We start from the raw sequence: 15,292 nt of genomic DNA, 5'->3' as shown, positions 1-15,292 counted from the left end.
GCGCGCGGAGCGGCTGCATATAGTTGCGCGTATAAAGAGAAGAACGAGGGAAGAGGCGCGTGAACGATATCGCCGCAAGCAGTTTTTTCGACCCGCAAGTCATCGCGGACCCGTTCGACTATTATCGAGCCTGGTTGCCCAAAAGCCCCGTCGTGCAATTGTCGGAGGGGATGTTCCTCGTCCTTTCCTATGATCTTTGTGCGCAGGCGACGGGTGACGTCGAGACATTCTCGAACAATTTTCAGGGCACGCTGTCGGGCGCGATGGCCGAGGACGGCGATGTCGCCGCAATTCTCGCCGAGGGCTGGCCGCAGGTCGATACGCTGCTGACCGCCGACCCGCCGACACACACGCGCTTCCGCAAGCTCGTCAACCTCGCCTTTTCGATGAAGCGCGTCGCCGCGATCGAGGAGGATATGCGCGGTGTCGTCATCGACCTGATCGAGAAGATGGCAGACGCCAAGGATTCCGGGCGCGAAACCGATTTCGTCCGCGATTTCGGCATCCCCCTGCCCGTCGCGATGATCGCGAGCCAAATCGGCATGGAGGGCGACCTCGACCGCGTGAAGCGCTGGTCCGACGCCTTCGTCGATCGGCTTGGCCGAATGATCCCCAAGGACCGCGAGCTCGAATGCGCGCGCGAAGTCGTCGAGTTCCAGCATTATGTGAAGGCAAAGATCGACGAACGCCGCGCCAATCGCACCGACGACCTGCTATCCGACCTTGTCCATGCCGAGGTCGATGGCGAACGACCGCTCGAGGATGCCGAAATCCTTTCGATCATGCAGCAGTTGATGGTCGCGGGGAACGAGACGACGACTTCGGCGCTCGCGGGCGGGCTGCTCCAGCTCATCGAAAATCCCGACCAGATGGCAAAGGCGGTCGCCGCCGCAGATGAAGGAAATGAGCGCGCGATCATCAACCTGGTCGAAGAGGTGCTGCGCATCGAAAGCCCGACCGCGGGCATGTGGCGCATGGTGCTGAAGGACGCCGAGCTTGGCGGGGTCAAAATCCCGAAGGGCGCGATGGTCCAGCTTCGCTATGCCGCAGCGAACCGCGACCCCGCCAAATATCCCGACCCCGACCGGTTCGATATGGAACGCGCCAATGCGCGCAGCCATCTCGCCTTCGGCAAGGGCATCCATATGTGCGTCGGCAATATGTTGAGCAGGAAGGAAATGGCGGTCGCTTATTCCGAACTGCTGAAGCGCCTCACCGACTTCAGCCTCGCCGACGGCCACACGCCGAGCTGGCCGCCGAACATGCTGCTGCGTGGGCTCACCGCCCTGCCGATCACATTCGGGCGCCGCGTATGAATTTCGATCTCGACGAAGACCAGCAGCTCACGCGCGACATGATCGGGCGCTTTCTCGGCCCGGTCGACGTCGCCGCGCGACACGCGATGCGCAAAGGCGAAAACGGCTATTCGCGCGCGCGTTGGCAGGACATTGCCGATCTCGGCCTGCTCGCGCTCGCCGCTCCACAAGCGATGGGCGGCATCGGCGGGACGATGGTCGATCTGGCACTCGTCGCCGAGGCGCTGGGCAAGGGGGTCGCGATCGATCCCTGGCTTGAGAACGGCGTGCTGCCCGTCCGGCTTGCCGCGGCTGCGGGCGATACGGCTCTGGTCGCCGACCTGATCGTCGGCACGCAATTCGCTGCGGTCGCCTTTGCCGAACCCGCGCGCCGATATGAAACCGAAGCCGTAGGCACCAGGGCGGAGGGTGGCCAGATCGTCGGGGCGAAGACCTTCGTCCTCGGCGCACCGCTCGCCGATACGCTGCTCGTTACCCTTGCCGGCAACAAGGTGGCCAGGATTAGGAAGGGCGCTGCCGGCATCGTGCAGCAGGACTATCCGGTCATCGACGGTTCGAACGCCGCCACGTTCGACCTGCATCGCTCCCCGGCCGAAATCCTCGACCTGCCGAAGGCCAAGTTCGAGCGCGTGATCGGGGACGTTCGCATGCTCGCCGCCGCCGAAATGGTCGGGCTTGCGCAGACGATGTTCGACGACACGCTCGCCTATGTCGGCGAGCGCCAACAGTTCGGCGCCGCGATCGGCAGCTTCCAGGCACTCCAGCACCGCCTCGTCGAATGCTATGCCGCGCTAGAACAGGCGCGCTCGATGATGCTGCGCACCGCGATGCTCGACCCGACGACCGAGGACGCGAACTGGCCGCGGATCGCCGCGGGTGCCAAGGCCTTCGTCGGCGAAGCGGCGACACGGATCGGGCTCGAAGCGGTGCAGATGCATGGCGGGATGGGCCAGACCGACGAGCTGGCGATCGGCCATGCGCTAAAGCGGGTAATGCTGCTCGACAAATTGTTCGGCGACCAGGATCATTGCCTGCGCAGCTTTGCGAGAGCCGCATGAGCGCGCTTGCCCCCATCGCGCCGGGCCTGTGGACCGACGAGGCCGAACCGCGGCTGATCGGCGCGCGCCGCGCCGATGGCGAGATCATCTTCCCCGTTCCCGGTGGCGACGCCGCGGCACTTGTCGAGCCCGTGGCGCTGTCGCGCAAGGGGACGCTCTGGTCGTGGACCACGCAAGGCTTCGAACCGAAGGAGCCGTACAGCGGCCCGCAACCCTTTCAGCCCTTCCTTATCGGCTATGTCGAACTGCCCGGCGAGGTGATCGTCGAAACGCGGATCGTCGATGCCACTGCCGCCGACCTCGTCATCGGCATGCCGATGGAGTTCGCCGTCGTCCCCTTCGACGACGCGCGGTCGACCTATGCCTTCCGTCCGGAGCGCCTGCCATGAGTGACGACGTCCATATCATCGGGGCGGGTATCCATCCCTTCGGCCGTACCGACGGTCGCTCGGGGCGCGATCAGGGTGTGTTCGCCGTACGCGAAGCACTTGCCGATGCCGGGATCGAATGGAGCGACGTCGAATTCGCCTATGGCGGATCGGCCGCGGCGGGGTCCGCCGACATCATGGTCAACGAACTTGGTCTGACAAGCGTGCCCTTCATCAACGTCGCGAATGGCTGTGCGACCGGGGGCAGCGCGCTGACCGCTGCGCGCAACGCCATCGCGGCGGGGGCGTGCGACATCGCGCTCGCGGTCGGCTTCGACAAGCATCCGCGCGGCGCCTTCAATGCCAAGCCCGCCGAATATGGCCTGCCCGAATGGTATGGCGAGACGGGCATGATGCTGACGACGCAATTTTTTGCGCTCAAGATCCAGCGCTACATGGCGCTCCACGGCATCAGTCGCCGCACGCTTGGCCTCGTCGCCGAAAAGGCATTTCGCAACGGCACGCTCTGCGACCATGCCTGGCGGCGATCGCCCGTCGATCTCGATACGATCCTGAACGCGCCGATGGTCAACGATCCGCTGACCAAATATATGTTCTGCTCGCCCGCGGAGGGCGCGGTCGCACTTGTGCTCGCCAGCGGCAAAAAGATACGCGAACTGGGCTCCGACGCAGTGCGCATCGCCAGCGTCGCCTTCCGTACCCGCCCCGAAGGGTCGTTCGAGGTGTTCGCGCCGTCGATCAGCGTCAATGGCGGCGGCAAGCCGACCCAGATTGCCAGCAAGGCGGCGTTCGAAATGGCGGGTATCGGCCCCGAAGATGTTTCCGTCGCGCAATTGCAGGACACCGAGAGCGGCGCCGAAATCATGCACATGGCCGAGAACGGCTTCTGCGCCGACGGCGAGCAGGAACAATGGCTGGCCGAGGGCTGGAGCGAAATCGGCGGCAAGATGCCGGTCAACACCGACGGCGGCTGCCTCGCGTGCGGCGAACCGATCGGCGCGTCGGGCCTCAGGCAAGTTTACGAAAATACGGTGCAATTGCGAGGCCGCGGCGGCGGGCGGCAGGTGCCGAACGACCCGAAGGTCGGTTACTCTCATGTCTATGGAGCGCCCGGCCTGTCGGCGGTGGCGATCCTTGAACGTTAGTGGACTTATGGATCTAGACCTTACCAAGGACGAACTGGAATTTCGCGAGGAGGTCCGCGACTTCCTCCGCACCTCGCTCCCGGCCCACGTCCGCGACGGCGCCAGGCGCACGCCCGGCGTGTTCGTCGAACCCGACATTGGCCTGGTCTGGCACCGCATCCTCAACGACAAGGGCTGGGTCGCCTATCATTGGCCCCAGGATTGCGGCGGTACCGGCTGGACGCCGATGCAGCGCTATATCTTTGAAAAGGAATGCGCGATCGCGGGCGCGCCGGCGCTGTCGGTACTCGGCCTTCGCCTCGTCGGTCCGGTGATCTGCGCCTTTGGGACGCAGGAGCAGAAGGACCGTTTCCTGCCCGCCATCCGCGCCGGCACCGACTATTGGTGCCAGGGCTATTCCGAACCGCAGAGCGGCTCCGATCTCGCCTCGCTCCGTACCCGCGCGCGGCGCGACGGCAACGAATATGTCGTTGACGGGTCGAAAATCTGGACCACCCACGCGCATCACGCGAACTGGATCTTCTGCCTCGTCCGTACCGACGGCGAGGTGAAGAAACAGGCGGGCATCAGTTTCCTGCTGATCCCGATGGACCAGCCCGGCGTCACCGTCACCCCGATCATCACGATGGCGGGCGATCATGAGGTGAACCAGGTCTTCCTCGACGGCGCTCGCACGTCGGTCGACAATCGCATCGGCGAAGAAGGACAAGGCTGGACGATCGCGAAATTCCTGCTCGAAAACGAGCGTGGCGGATCATTCCACGCGCCGCGGCTGATCCGTGCGATCGACCATCTCGAACAGCTCGCGGGCGTCGCGCCGAGCGGCCATAATGGCACTCTCGGCGGCGACATCCAGATTGCGACACGCATAGCGAAACTGCGACTCGAAGCCGAAGCGCTCGAAACCACCGAGCTTCGTATCCTCGCCGACATTGCGAAAGGCCGCCCGGCCGGTCCGCAGACCTCGCTCGTCAAGCTGCTGTCGTCCGAAATCCATCAGCGTATCGACGGGCTCGCAATGGACCTGCACGGCTATGACGGGCTGCAATTACCGACCGTGCGCCCGCTCTATGGCAACGAAGCGCCGCCCGCGATCGGCGACGAGGACGCGCAGGTCGCGGCCGCCCGCTATCTCAACAGTCGTGCCTGGACCGTCTTCGGCGGTTCGAGCGAAGTCCAGAAGAACATCATAGCAAAGACGGTGCTACGCCTATGACACATGCATTGCGACTTGCCGATCAGTGTGAAATAGTCCCGCCTATGGGAGAAAAGGCAGTCAAACTGCCGGACGACGGGTTCGCACCACCAATGAATGCCCGGGCGCTCGTCGAAGCGGTAACGGTCCGCAGCGTGGAGGATATCCACGATGCGGCGGTTGTGCTGCGCGATTATGCCGCATCGCATGGCCTCCGCGCCGCGCTCTGTGACGATATCGCGTCCAAGGAAACGATGGTCGACGCCGATGGCGCGGTACTTGCCGCCGACCTCTTCGGATGGCTCGGCGATGGCGAGCGCTGGTGGGAGGACCATAGGCTGGCCCTCCATTCGCCCCTACCGCGCTCGTGCCGCTATGAGAGCGAGCCTTTCTGGTGCAACGGCGACGGGTTCCGTACGGCGAACCCCAACCCCTATCTCGACGACATTAATCTCGCGCGCTATTTTGCCGCGAACGAACGCTACAAGGCCGCGATCGTCGTCCCGGTCCACCTGCCTTTCGGGCAGATTTCCGCCAACAGCTATCATCCGATGGATCATACCATCACCGACCTGACCGACCAGTTCGCCGAGATCGGGCACATATTGGGTGCAGGCACGCGGCGCTTCATCGCAGGCTATGCCTCGGCGATGCGAACCAAGCGGCGTATTCCGTCGGACTGCGAACTGTCGAAGCGCGAGGTCGAGTGCCTGCGCTGGGCCGCAATCGGCAAGACCGACCGCGAGATCGGGATGATCATTTCGTTGAGCCACGCGACCGTGCGCTATCATGTTCACCGCGCGGGCGAAAAGCTGAACTCGGTCAACCGCGCGCAAACGATCTTCAAGGCCGGGCAACTCGGCTATCTCGGCGCAAACAGCTAAAACGCGCTTCTTTTTAAACGCGTCATTGCGAGGAGCGAAGCGACGCGGCAATCCAGATTGGCGTAAACCGCCTGGATTGCTTCCCCCGGCTTTCGCCGGGGTCGCAATGACGATGCTTTTCGCCGAACTTAGCCCAAAGACCGTAGCGGCTCGCTGCCATCCCAGCCTTTCGCCGCCTCGCGCATCATTGCAAACAGTTCGCGCGTGCCCGCCTGCGGTTCGAGCAGTTCGACCAGCGTCCCTGGCCCAGTACCGGGATCGGCATAAATCACCCCGCCGGTTTCGCCGACCGGCGCCTCGAAAATAATCTCTGCCCCGACCTCGCCGCAGCGCGTCCGTGCTTCGGCGATCGAGTCGACCAACACGCACACATGGTGCAGCCCCTCGCCCACCGCATACTCACCGCGATAAAGTGATTTCGCGTCATTCTCGGGCCGGATCAGCTCGATCTGCATGTCGCCCCAATAGCCGAGCGCCATGGTGAACATCGGATCGCTTGCCTCGCCGCGATAGCGCCCGCCGGGAAGCGACACATTGGGCAGGAGAAAGAAGGGACCGGCGCCCATCACCTCGGTCCAATGCCGGACCGCCGCGTCGAAATCGGACGGTACAAAGGCTAGCTGCATGATGTCGCCGAGCGATGCGAGCGTTCCTGGTCCGGCCATGTCTCTCCCCTCGAACATGTCTGTCCCCTCAAAAGCGATAGCGCACAAGCGCCGGGCTTTGTGCGATAAGCCTTTCGAGACCCGGAGTCATACTGGGCAAAATGTGAGGGAGTGCCATGGCCGAGTCCGATCCGAAGATCGCACCGCAGGACTGGTTCGCCGTCCGCAAGCGCAATGCGCGCGCGGGCCTGCGCAAGCTGGTCGCGATCGTCGCCGAGAACCGCACCGACCGCGCGGAGGCGCCGCTGCCGCTGCACAAGTCCATCTATATGAGCGAAGCGCGCAACGCCGCCGAGATGGAGCATATTTTCCGGAACGAGCCGATCGTCGCGGGACTTTCAGGCGACATTCCCAAGACCGGCGACACGCTCGTCTTCGACTCGGTCGGCCCGTCGATCCTCGTCACGCGCGGCAAGGACGGCGTCGCGCGCGCCGTCCTCAACATGTGTACGCATCGCGGCGCGAAGCTGGTCGAGGAGAAGGAACCGTGGCAGGGCTCGCGACCGCGCCTTGTCTGTCCCTTCCACGCCTGGACCTTCGACCCCGCCGGGCAGCTTGTCGGGCAACCGGGCAAGGAAGGCTTCGCGAATTGCGAGATCGGCGCGCGCAACCTGATCGAACTCCCCTGCGCCGAGCATCTCGGGCTGATCTTCGTCCGTGCCAATCCCGATGGCGAGCCAATCGACGCGGCGGCGCATCTCGGTGATTTCGGTCCGGTGCTGGCGCAGCTCGAACTTCACCGCGCCGAACCGGTGAAGAAGGGCATATTGACCGCCGATTCCAACTGGAAATTCGCGCTCGACACTTATGGCGAGGGCTATCATTTCAAGATGCTCCACGCCTCGACCATCGGCGGCACGCACTATAGCGACCGCAATGTCTATGAACCGATCGGCCGCCACCACCGCGTCAGTTTCCCCGACCTTTCCATCGGCAATCTCGTCGGCAAGGACGAGAGCGAATGGCCCGAAACCGATTATGGCGGGGTCCATTATCTCTTCCCCAACACCGTTATCTTCTTCGGCGCGGTGACGCCGGGCGTCTATTTCACGCAGGTCTTTCGCCTGTTCCCCGACGGCGCGGGCAAGATGTTCTGCCAGTTCGCGGTCTATGCGCCCTTCGGGGTCGAGAACGAGCAGCACCGCGCGATGTGCGAGCTGGCCTATGACGCGACCGCCACGGTCGTGCAGACCGAGGATTATCGCGTCGCGAGCAGCGGTTATTCGAACCTGATGACCGCGCCCGACGACTTCCGCGTCGTGCTCGGCGCGAATGAGCCCGCGCTGCACGGCGTCCACCGCTCGATCGCCGCGGCATGCAAGATGCCGCTCGACCAGATCGCCTGACCCTTTCGGAGTATCAGATGAACGACCTTTCGCCTCCCCAGGACCAGACCCGCGACGACCGCTGCCCGGGCACCAGCTACACCGACATGCTGAATGCCGATACGCGGCGCGTTCCCGACTATCTGTTCGCCGAGTCCAACCAGGAACTCGGCGACGAGCCGATCGCGATCGAGCGTTATGTCAGCGAGGACTGGGCCAAGCTTGAGCGCGAGAAGATGTGGCCGAACATCTGGCAATTCGCGGCCCGCGAAGAGGATATGCCGAGCCCCGGCGACACGGTCGTCTATGACATCAACGAAAAGAGCATATTGCTCGTCCGTCAGAAGGACCTCTCGATAAAGGCCTTCTACAACGTCTGCCTCCACCGCGGCCGCAAGCTGCGTACCGAAAGCGGTCCCGCAGTGCACCTGCGTTGTCCATTCCACGGCTTTTCCTGGCACCACGACGGCCGTTTCAAGGAAGCGCCGTGCGCGTGGGACTTCAAACATCTCGACGACAAGGACATGAGTCTGCCCGAGTTGAAGGTCGACCGCTGGCAGGGTTTCATCCTGGTTACCGAGAACCATGATCTGCCGAGCTTCCGCGACTGGGTTGGCCCCGGCGTCGAACATTATGACAATTGGCGGCTCGACGAATGCCATACCGCGGCCTGGGTCGGCCGCGTTATCCCCGCCAACTGGAAGGCGGTTGCCGAGGCGTTCATGGAAGCATGGCACAGCATCGTCACGCATCCACAGATTCTGGGCTTCACCGCCGACGCCAACACGCGCTACGACCTTTATGGCGATTTCCTGAATCGCGCGATTACGCCGGCAGGCGCGATGTCGCCGCATATCAAGGGCAAGGATCAATTCTATGTCCTGAAATCGCTCGAGGAGTTCATCGGCGGCGGCGACAGCCGCGCGCGGCGCGCGACCGGCGACCCGGCCGACCTGAAGGGTTTTGACGCCGACGATCCGATGCTCGCGCGCAAGGTGCTCGCACAGGCGAACCGCGACGCCTTTTCGGCGATGAACGGGCATGATTATTCGAACGCGACCGACAGCGAGATGCTCGACAATTTCACCTATAACGTCTTCCCGAACTGGGCGCCGTGGGGCGGGCTGGTGCCGAACATCGTCTATCGCTGGCGGCCGTGGGGCGACACGGACCACAGCCTGATGGAGGTCCGCATCCTGATGCGCACACCCAAGGGCGAGAAGGCTCCCAAGTCAGCACCGATGCACCTGATCCCTGATGACCAGCCGTTCGCCAGCGCCAGCCACCTGATCGGCGCCGCGCTAGCGGGTGTGTTCGATCAGGATATGGAAAACCTCCCCTATGTTCAGGAGGGAATGAAATCATCGCCCAATGGCGTGATCGAACTCGGCCATTATCAGGAAAGCCGGATCCGGCATTTCCATCGCACGCTGGGGAAATATGTGGGCGGGCAGTTGCCGTGAACATCCGCGTCATTGCGAGCGTAGCGAGGCAATGACGAATTAGGCGGGAACCTTCACCGGCGACCAGTCCTGCCGCGTGGCCCACTCCGCAAAAGGCGTCGGCGTCACGCCGAGCAACCGCGCCGCCGGCACCGTATCGAGCGACACCGGCGACACCGGCTGATCGTTGTACCAGCGATAGAATTTCGCCATCCCGTCATAGATGCTCGCCGGCTGCACCTCGCGCGAGCCGGTCACGAGTTCGCTCATCCGCGCCGCAAATTCATCGGGCGACAGGCTCTGAAACCGCACCGAACGCCCTGCCGCGGCGCTCAGCCGCTCGGCGACCTCGGCCCCCACCAGCGCCTCCGGCCCGCCCACCGCGATCCGGTCGGCAATCAGATCCTCGTGCAGCAGCGCGGAGACCATATAGGCCGCGACATCCTCAAGGCAGACCCAGCTTATCTTCAGCGTCTCGGCCGCTGGATAGGCAAAGATCCCGCTGTTCACGATCGCGGGCCGCGACCAGATGCGGGTGATGTTGTCCATGAACACCATCGGCTCGATGATCACGTAAGGAACGCCGCTGTCGTGGATCGCGCGCTCGATATCGCGCCGTCCGTCGTGCGCTGAGAGGTCGAGGTCGTGATCGGCAACGAAGCAACTTGTGTTGAACACGATCTTCTGCAGCCCCGCCGCGCGCGCCGCCGCCGCAATGTTGCGTCCCATCGTCGCGGCGCGGTCGCGGTCGAATTCGAACGGCAGATGCATCGCCAGTGCGTCCTGCCCTTTGAAGGCTGCGGTCAGGCTGGCGACATCATAGAGATCGGCGGCCACCTCGAGCACATCGGGATGCGGTGTCGCCGCCATCGCGCCCGCGCGGCGCACGCCGGCGGTCGGTTCTAGCCCCCTCGCCTTCAACGCGGTCAGCAGGGGAATGCCCTGATCAGCCGGGGCGCCGAGAACGAGAATTTTCTTCATGCCGCACCCTCCAATTGCTTCGCCGAAACGCGCGCGGCGTGCCGTCCGGCGAGATAGCCAAACACCATTCCCGGCGCGATCGTCCCGCCGGGGCCGCCGTAAGTCATGCCCATGGCCGAGGCCATGACGTTGCCCGCGGCATAAAGCCCCGCAATCGGCCCGCCGTCGACACTCAGAACCTGCGCATTGACGTCGGTTTGCGGTCCACCCTTCGTACCGAGCGCGCCGCTCTTTATCTCGACGGCAAAGAAGGGCGCCTTGCCGACCGGGCCGAGCGTCGCAGCGGTCGAGCCGCGACCGCCGGGATCGCCCCACCATTGGTCATGCGCAGCATCGCCGCGCCCGAAATCGGGGTCGCGCCCGGTCGCGCAATGATCGTTGAAGCGCTCGACCGTCGCCGCCAGCGCATCGGCATCGATGCCCAGCCGCTGGGCGAGTTCGGGCAGGCTTTCGGCGCGGATCGCCCATTGCGGCGGCGCAACCCCGCGCTCGCCGCTGATCATGCCAAAGCCGAAGCGGTCGATATATTGCTGGTCGAAGATCAGCCAGCACGGCAGGTTCGCATAATCGAAGGCGCTCACGTCCTGGTCGTGAAACGCCGCGCCGATCGCATTATAGTTGGCGGCTTCGTTGGTGAAGCGCTTGCCCGCGCGATTGACCATGATCGAATGCGGCAGGCTGCGCTGCCCCGCGACCAGCGTCTTGCCCGTCGAGCTTTCGCTTTCCGGCACCTCGGCGACCGGCATCCACCACGCCTCGCGCATATTGCCGAGCATCGCGCCGACGCGCATCGCCATTTTGAGCCCGTCGCCGCTATTCGTCCGCGGGCTCAGCGGATGCGTCATCGGGCCGCGAAGAAAGGCGCGGAGCAGATCCTTGTCCCATTCGAAGCCCCCGGTCGCGAGGATCACCGCATCGGCGGCGACCGCGATCGGCCCATCGGGCGTCTCGAACGCCGCCCCGGCGACGCGCTCCTCGTCCATCAGTAGGCGCACCGCGCGATGGCCGGTTTTCGGTTCGATACCGCGATCGAGGCAGGCGCGCAGCAAGCGGCCGACAAGCGCCTGCCCGCTGCCGCGCAGATCGGCGTCGATCCGGCGCTGCAACTCCTCCGCCGTCAGCGGCTGCGGCTTCGCCTGCCCCAGCGGCGTGTCATAGATCGAGAAATAGGGCATGGGATAATAAGGCGAGAGCGTGACCTTGTCGGCCCAGTCGCCCAGTTCTTGAAACGAATAGAGCGGGCAATCGAGCGAACGCCCACCATGCGGCATCCCGCCCGGGAATTCGGCATGGTAATCGGGAAATTCGGGGATCGGCCGGAACTGCACCGGCGTATTCGCTTCGAGGAAAGCTACCATCTCGGGTCCATGATCGAGGAAGGCCTCGATCATATGCTGCTGCATCAGCCCGTGCGACATCGACATCAGATAGGTCAGCGCCTTTTCGCGGCTGTCCTCGACGCCCAGCGTCGCTTCGTGATGATTGTTCGGAATCCAGATCATCCCGCCCGACCAGGCGGTGGTCCCGCCGACCTGATCGCCCTTTTCGAACAGCGACACGCGCGCGCCGGCTTCATGTGCGGCGATCGCGGCGGTGAAGCCCGCCCCGCCGGTGCCGAGGACGATGACGTGCGGCGCTTCGCTCATATCTATGCCTTCAACTGCTCGACCATATGCGCGGTGTCGAAATAATGGATGCGCATCGACGCCATCTTGCCCGCGTCGTCGAATTCGGTGACTTCGGCGATATGCGTCTCGAACCGTTTGCCGCTCGATTTCGCGGTGACGGTGAAATGGAGCAGCGCGACGGCATATTTCTCGCCGCCGACCAGTTCCTGCCATTGGACGACCGGGTCCTCCCAATAGCCCATGACATGCGCATAAAGTTTCTGAAGCGCATCGCGCCCGCGCCATTCGCCGCCATAGGGAAGCGAGGTCGGCTCATGGATGACGAGATCGTCCGACATGAAGTCGGCGACCGTGTCCCACTCGCCGCGCGCGACCGCAGCGTACATCGCCTTGCTGGCTTCGAGCGGCGTCATTCGATCGTGCCGACGAGCGCGCCGACCGGATAGACTTCGCCCTCGACCCCCGTCGGGCGGATCGTCCCCGCAACCTGCGCCTCGATCTCGACTGTCGTCTTGTCGGTCTCGACCGTGTAGATGATATCGCCGATCTCGACGCGCTCGCCATCGCCGAACATCCATTCATTGAGCGTCATTTCGGTGGCCGACATGCCGATCTTCGGGATGCGCAATTCCTCCGCCATCGTCGTCACCCCTTCCAATTGACCGCGGCGCGTACCGCGTCGGCGATCGCATCCTTGTTCGGGATCCACGCCTGTTCGAGCGCGTTTGCCATCGGCACCGCCGAAAAGGCCCCGCCGATACGCGTCACCGGGGCTTTGAGCTTGCCGAAGAGTTTCTCATTGAGGCGCGAGGCGATTTCGGCGCCGGTGCCATATTGCTTCACCGCTTCGTGGAGCACGACCGCGCGGCCGGTCTTTTCGACCGACGCGGTCACGGTCGCCTCGTCATAGGGCGCGATGGTTCGGAGATCGATCACCTCGACCGAAATGCCTTCCTCGGCCAGCTTGCCCGCAATTTCGAGCGCGTCGAGCACGGTGCGGCCATAGGTGATGATCGAACAGTCGGTGCCCTCGCGCGTCACTGCCGCCTTGCCGAGCGGGACGATATGCCCCGGCCCCGGATCGTCCGATTTCAGGCCGTAGCAGAGGATATTCTCGATAAAGATCACCGGGTCGTTGCACGCGATCGCCGCGCGCATCAGCCCTTGGGCGTCGGCGGCGTTCGACGGCGTAACGATCTTCAACCCCGCGACATGCGCGAACCAGGCTTCGAGCATGTCCGAATGCTGGCCGCCGAAGCCGACACCGACGCCCGTCGTCGTGCGGATCACCAGCGGGACATTCGTCTGCCCCCCCGACATGAAACGCAGCTTCGCGGCATGGTTGACGATCTGATCCATCGCCACCGTGACGAAGTTCATCAGCATGATCTCAGCGATCGGACGGAACCCCGCGAGCGCGGCGCCGACGCACGCACCGACGATCGCCTGTTCGGAGATCGGGGTGGCACGGACGCGGTTCTCGCCATATTTTTCGGTGAGCCCGGCCGAGATTTTGAATACGCCGCCGCCCTGTTTCGCAGCGACATCCTCACCGAGCAGAATGACGCCTTCATCCTCGGCCATCGCCTCGTCGATCGCGCGGTTGATCGCCTGCGTCATCGTGATCTGCGCGCTCATGCCGCAATCTCCTCTTCGAAGACATCTTTGCGGATTTCCTCCGGCCCCGGCAGCGGACTGTTCGCGGCAAATTCGGCCGCCGCATCCATCTGCGCGTCAAGGTCGGCGACGATCGCGTCGAGTTCGGCTTCGGTAAACTGATGGTCGAGCATCAATTGGCGGAGGCGCGGCAACGGGTCCTCGGCCGCCATTTCGGCGAGATGCTCGGGCGGCATATAGGAGAAGTCGGCGCCGAAGAAATGGCCGAGCATCCGGTAGCACATCGCCTCGATCAGCGTCGGACCTTCGCCCGCCCGTGCGCGCTCGACCGCCGCCTTGGTGGTGTTATACATTGCGATCGCGTCGTTCCCGTCGACCTTCACGCCATTCATGCCATAGGCCTTGGCGCGCGTGACGATCGAATCGACCTTGGTGTGGTCGGCAAAGGCGGTGTGTTCGCCATAGCGGTTGTTCTGACAGAGAAAGATCACGGGCAGCTTCCAGAGCTGCGCCATGTTCATCGCCTCGTGGAATGCGCCGATATTGGTCGCGCCGTCGCCAAAACAGACCATCGTCACCTTGCCATCGCCGCGGTTCTGCGACGCCAGCGCCAGCCCGTTGGCGATCGGCAGTCCCGACCCGACGACGCCGGTGGTCACCATCACGCCGGTTTCGGGGTGGGTGATATGCATCGACCCGCCCTTGCCGCGGCAAGTGCCGCCGACCTTGCCGGCAATTTCGGCAAACAGCGGATTCAGCGGCACGCCCTTGGCGATCTGGTCATGCTGACCGCGATAGGTGGTGACGAGATAATCATCCTGATTGAGCGCCGCCATCGCCGCCGCCGACACCAGTTCCTGCCCGCGCACGGTGTAATAGATCACGGCCAGCTTGCCGGTCATCAACAGCGAGCGGAATTTCTCGTCGGCACGCGCAACGCGCATCGTGCGGGTATAGATGTCGCGCAGCGTGTCGCGGTCGATCGTCGTCTCGGTCATGCAGGCTCTCCGATGCCCATTTGGGGGTTGGCGCTGGCGGCTGCGCTGGGACGGGCGGCAACGCGGCCACGCCAGGCAGCAAGGTTGGTCAATGCGGGATCGAGCGGTTGCCCAACCATCGCGCCGAACTCGACGAAAGAATAAAGCAGGATGTCGGCCAGGCTGAAGCGGTCGCCCGCAAGCCATTGTCCCGCTCCGAGTATCCGGTCGACCTGCGCCAGCCCGTCGGCGGCCAGCCGTTTCAAGTCGGCGGCGGCATCGGGCAGGCAGAGCAGCCGGCTTTGGAACATCGGCAGCCCCTCGGCGCCGCGGAAGCCCGCGGTCATTGGCACGACGACGAGCTGGTCCACGATCCGCACCAGCATCCGCGTCTGCGCGCGCTCCTCAGGCGTTGCTCCGAGCAAGGCATTCCTGCCCAGCGTCTCGTCGAGATATTCGCAGATCGCGACGCTCTCGGCGATGCAGCTCCCGTCGTCGAGTTCGAGCACCGGCGTATGCCCCAGCGGGCTCTTCGCGCAGAAATCGGGCTGGCGGTTCTCGGCCGCCATGATGTCGACGAACCGGCGATCGACCTGCACGTTCGTCTCGGCCAGATACATCAGCACCACGCGCGGATTGGGGCCGAGCGACTGATAAAGTTTCATCGCCC

The 15,292-nt window shown here is 64.1% G+C and carries 16 protein-coding genes; 8 read left to right on the top strand and 8 right to left on the bottom strand.

Annotation, left to right across the window (positions count from 1 at the left end; translation table 11 throughout):
• The first annotated feature begins 59 nt into the window (after nucleotides 1-59).
• From SC1_RS20680 to SC1_RS20655, 6 genes are all read left to right on the top strand, one after another.
• The gene (locus SC1_RS20680; protein WP_238586796.1) at nucleotides 60-1,316 is read left to right on the top strand and encodes a cytochrome P450; all 1,257 of its coding nucleotides are present in this window, start codon (nucleotides 60-62) and stop codon (nucleotides 1,314-1,316) included.
• Nucleotides 1,313-2,374 carry an acyl-CoA dehydrogenase family protein gene (locus tag SC1_RS20675; protein WP_062186541.1) on the top strand — a complete coding sequence of 354 codons (1,062 nt, stop codon included), beginning with the start codon at nucleotides 1,313-1,315 and terminating at the stop codon, nucleotides 2,372-2,374. Before SC1_RS20680 ends, SC1_RS20675 begins: the two co-directional genes overlap by 4 nt.
• The gene (locus tag SC1_RS20670; protein WP_062186539.1) at nucleotides 2,371-2,763 is read left to right on the top strand and encodes a Zn-ribbon domain-containing OB-fold protein; all 393 of its coding nucleotides are present in this window, start codon (nucleotides 2,371-2,373) and stop codon (nucleotides 2,761-2,763) included. Before SC1_RS20675 ends, SC1_RS20670 begins: the two co-directional genes overlap by 4 nt.
• Nucleotides 2,760-3,908, top strand: coding sequence for a thiolase family protein (locus SC1_RS20665; RefSeq protein ID WP_062186537.1), 1,149 nt, complete (start codon nucleotides 2,760-2,762; stop codon nucleotides 3,906-3,908). The genes SC1_RS20670 and SC1_RS20665 overlap by 4 nt, the downstream gene beginning before the upstream one ends.
• A 7-nt stretch (nucleotides 3,909-3,915) precedes the next feature.
• Entirely contained in the window at nucleotides 3,916-5,124 is a 1,209-nt protein-coding gene (locus SC1_RS20660; RefSeq protein ID WP_062186535.1) for an acyl-CoA dehydrogenase family protein, read from the top strand.
• 92 nt (nucleotides 5,125-5,216) lie between these two features.
• Nucleotides 5,217-5,987 carry a helix-turn-helix transcriptional regulator gene (locus SC1_RS20655; RefSeq protein ID WP_062187096.1) on the top strand — a complete coding sequence of 257 codons (771 nt, stop codon included), beginning with the start codon at nucleotides 5,217-5,219 and terminating at the stop codon, nucleotides 5,985-5,987.
• Nucleotides 5,988-6,115: 128 nt separating this feature from the next.
• Here SC1_RS20655 and SC1_RS20650 read toward each other — a convergent pair whose 3' ends face one another.
• On the bottom strand, nucleotides 6,116-6,652 hold the full coding sequence (locus tag SC1_RS20650; protein WP_062186533.1) for a VOC family protein: 537 nt from the start codon (nucleotides 6,650-6,652) through the stop codon (nucleotides 6,116-6,118).
• Nucleotides 6,653-6,768: 116 nt separating this feature from the next.
• Between SC1_RS20650 and SC1_RS20645 the strand changes: the two genes are divergently transcribed.
• Entirely contained in the window at nucleotides 6,769-7,998 is a 1,230-nt protein-coding gene (locus SC1_RS20645; protein WP_062186531.1) for an aromatic ring-hydroxylating dioxygenase subunit alpha, read from the top strand.
• A gap of 17 nt (nucleotides 7,999-8,015) precedes the next feature.
• Entirely contained in the window at nucleotides 8,016-9,440 is a 1,425-nt protein-coding gene (locus tag SC1_RS20640; protein ID WP_062186529.1) for an SRPBCC family protein, read from the top strand.
• Between the two features lie 39 nt (nucleotides 9,441-9,479).
• Here SC1_RS20640 and SC1_RS20635 read toward each other — a convergent pair whose 3' ends face one another.
• Genes SC1_RS20635 through SC1_RS20605 form a run of 7 tightly spaced genes read right to left on the bottom strand, consistent with a single transcriptional unit; the run spans nucleotide 9,480 to nucleotide 15,287 of the window.
• Nucleotides 9,480-10,400, bottom strand: a complete 921-nt coding sequence (locus SC1_RS20635) for an SDR family oxidoreductase (protein ID WP_062186527.1) — start codon at nucleotides 10,398-10,400, stop codon at nucleotides 9,480-9,482.
• Nucleotides 10,397-12,046, bottom strand: coding sequence for an FAD-dependent oxidoreductase (locus tag SC1_RS20630; RefSeq protein WP_062186525.1), 1,650 nt, complete (start codon nucleotides 12,044-12,046; stop codon nucleotides 10,397-10,399). Before SC1_RS20630 ends, SC1_RS20635 begins: the two co-directional genes overlap by 4 nt.
• Nucleotides 12,047-12,048: 2 nt before the next feature.
• Nucleotides 12,049-12,441, bottom strand: a complete 393-nt coding sequence (locus SC1_RS20625; RefSeq protein ID WP_062186523.1) for a nuclear transport factor 2 family protein — start codon at nucleotides 12,439-12,441, stop codon at nucleotides 12,049-12,051.
• Nucleotides 12,438-12,668 (bottom strand): biotin/lipoyl-containing protein, encoded by a 231-nt coding sequence (locus SC1_RS20620; protein ID WP_062187094.1) that lies wholly within the window; start codon nucleotides 12,666-12,668, stop codon nucleotides 12,438-12,440. Before SC1_RS20620 ends, SC1_RS20625 begins: the two co-directional genes overlap by 4 nt.
• 5 nt (nucleotides 12,669-12,673) lie before the next feature.
• A complete protein-coding gene (locus tag SC1_RS20615; protein ID WP_062186521.1) occupies nucleotides 12,674-13,666 on the bottom strand; it encodes an alpha-ketoacid dehydrogenase subunit beta in 993 nt (330 codons plus the stop codon).
• Entirely contained in the window at nucleotides 13,663-14,643 is a 981-nt protein-coding gene (locus SC1_RS20610) for a thiamine pyrophosphate-dependent dehydrogenase E1 component subunit alpha (RefSeq protein ID WP_062186519.1), read from the bottom strand. The genes SC1_RS20615 and SC1_RS20610 overlap by 4 nt, the downstream gene beginning before the upstream one ends.
• Nucleotides 14,640-15,287 (bottom strand): glutathione S-transferase family protein, encoded by a 648-nt coding sequence (locus SC1_RS20605; protein ID WP_062186517.1) that lies wholly within the window; start codon nucleotides 15,285-15,287, stop codon nucleotides 14,640-14,642. The genes SC1_RS20610 and SC1_RS20605 overlap by 4 nt, the downstream gene beginning before the upstream one ends.
• Between the last annotated feature and the right edge of the window lie 5 nt (nucleotides 15,288-15,292).

The sequence above is a fragment of the Sphingopyxis sp. C-1 genome (genome assembly GCF_001047015.1).
GTDB lineage: Bacteria > Pseudomonadota > Alphaproteobacteria > Sphingomonadales > Sphingomonadaceae > Sphingopyxis.
Note: the sequence above shows the minus strand (reverse complement) of the source record. Positions and strands in the feature narration are given on the sequence as shown.

Bases quoted from the DNA above. Each gene is read 5' to 3' on its own strand.
- SC1_RS20675 (WP_062186541.1), top strand. From the start codon at position 1,313: ATGAATTTCGATCTCGACGAAGACCAGCAGCTCACGCGCGACATGATC.
- SC1_RS20670 (WP_062186539.1), top strand. From the start codon at position 2,371: ATGAGCGCGCTTGCCCCCATCGCGCCGGGCCTGTGGACCGACGAGGCC.
- SC1_RS20665 (WP_062186537.1), top strand. From the start codon at position 2,760: ATGAGTGACGACGTCCATATCATCGGGGCGGGTATCCATCCCTTCGGC.
- SC1_RS20660 (WP_062186535.1), top strand. From the start codon at position 3,916: ATGGATCTAGACCTTACCAAGGACGAACTGGAATTTCGCGAGGAGGTC.
- SC1_RS20655 (WP_062187096.1), top strand. From the start codon at position 5,217: ATGAATGCCCGGGCGCTCGTCGAAGCGGTAACGGTCCGCAGCGTGGAG.
- SC1_RS20650 (WP_062186533.1), bottom strand. From the start codon at position 6,652: ATGGCCGGACCAGGAACGCTCGCATCGCTCGGCGACATCATGCAGCTA.
- SC1_RS20645 (WP_062186531.1), top strand. From the start codon at position 6,769: ATGGCCGAGTCCGATCCGAAGATCGCACCGCAGGACTGGTTCGCCGTC.
- SC1_RS20640 (WP_062186529.1), top strand. From the start codon at position 8,016: ATGAACGACCTTTCGCCTCCCCAGGACCAGACCCGCGACGACCGCTGC.
- SC1_RS20635 (WP_062186527.1), bottom strand. From the start codon at position 10,400: ATGAAGAAAATTCTCGTTCTCGGCGCCCCGGCTGATCAGGGCATTCCC.
- SC1_RS20630 (WP_062186525.1), bottom strand. From the start codon at position 12,046: ATGAGCGAAGCGCCGCACGTCATCGTCCTCGGCACCGGCGGGGCGGGC.
- SC1_RS20625 (WP_062186523.1), bottom strand. From the start codon at position 12,441: ATGACGCCGCTCGAAGCCAGCAAGGCGATGTACGCTGCGGTCGCGCGC.
- SC1_RS20620 (WP_062187094.1), bottom strand. From the start codon at position 12,668: ATGGCGGAGGAATTGCGCATCCCGAAGATCGGCATGTCGGCCACCGAA.
- SC1_RS20615 (WP_062186521.1), bottom strand. From the start codon at position 13,666: ATGAGCGCGCAGATCACGATGACGCAGGCGATCAACCGCGCGATCGAC.
- SC1_RS20610 (WP_062186519.1), bottom strand. From the start codon at position 14,643: ATGACCGAGACGACGATCGACCGCGACACGCTGCGCGACATCTATACC.
- SC1_RS20605 (WP_062186517.1), bottom strand. From the start codon at position 15,287: ATGAAACTTTATCAGTCGCTCGGCCCCAATCCGCGCGTGGTGCTGATG.